The sequence below is a fragment of the Kitasatospora nipponensis genome (genome assembly GCF_039528135.1).
Classification (GTDB): domain Bacteria; phylum Actinomycetota; class Actinomycetes; order Streptomycetales; family Streptomycetaceae; genus Kitasatospora; species Kitasatospora nipponensis.
The window spans coordinates 1-622 of the sequence record NZ_BAAALF010000842.1 but is presented as its reverse complement, the minus strand read 5'-3'; the positions used below and the strand labels follow the sequence as shown (position 1 = coordinate 622).

At 74.0% G+C, this 622-nt stretch carries 2 protein-coding genes; both read left to right on the top strand.

Annotation, left to right across the window (positions count from 1 at the left end; translation table 11 throughout):
• A partial coding sequence (locus ABD323_RS43645; RefSeq protein ID WP_344447562.1) for a hypothetical protein occupies positions 1 to 202 on the top strand: 202 nt, incomplete at its 5' end.
• 134 nt (positions 203 to 336) lie between these two features.
• Positions 337 to 622: GntR family transcriptional regulator (locus ABD323_RS43640; RefSeq protein ID WP_344447561.1), on the top strand; the 286-nt coding region annotated here is incomplete at its 3' end.

The following is a 622-nucleotide window of genomic DNA, read 5'->3' as shown; positions in this document are numbered from 1 at the left end:
GGCCCTGGCGCCCGCTCCCGTCATGCCCCGGCCCGAACCGCACGTGATCCAGGAGAGTGGGGAGGCACGACGTCGCCGGCGCGACACCCCCATCGAGGCCGCACCCGTCAGCCCCGCCGACCTCCAGGCCTGGCAGGTCGGCACCGCCAAGTACCTCCAGGCGATTCGGCCCGAGCCCGACGAGAGCCAGTCTCAGGCATGACGAATCCTCCCCGTCCCTTCCGTAGGAGGGGCGGGGCGGTGGCGTTCAGCGGCCGAGCGCGGCGACCAGGCTGACCGGCGGTGCGGGTCGGCCGTATGGTTCCTCCCAGGGAGATCGCCCGAGCTGGAGGAACCGTGCCCGAGGAGCCGTTGCACCGTCAGATCGCCGACGACCTGCGGCAGCGCATCCTCGGCGGCGAGCTCCAAGCAGGCGACCCGGTGCCGAGCGAGAACGCGCTGATGGCTGAGTACGGAGTGGCCCAGGGCACCGCACGGAAGGCGCTCGGTGCGCTGGTAGCCGAGGGCCTGACCGAGGCCCGGCGCGGCTCCGGCACCCGAGTGCGGGGCTTCCGTCCGATCCTGCGCCGCGGCTCGCGCCGCCTCGACCGGTCCGTCTGGGGCGAGGGCCGATCGGTGTGGG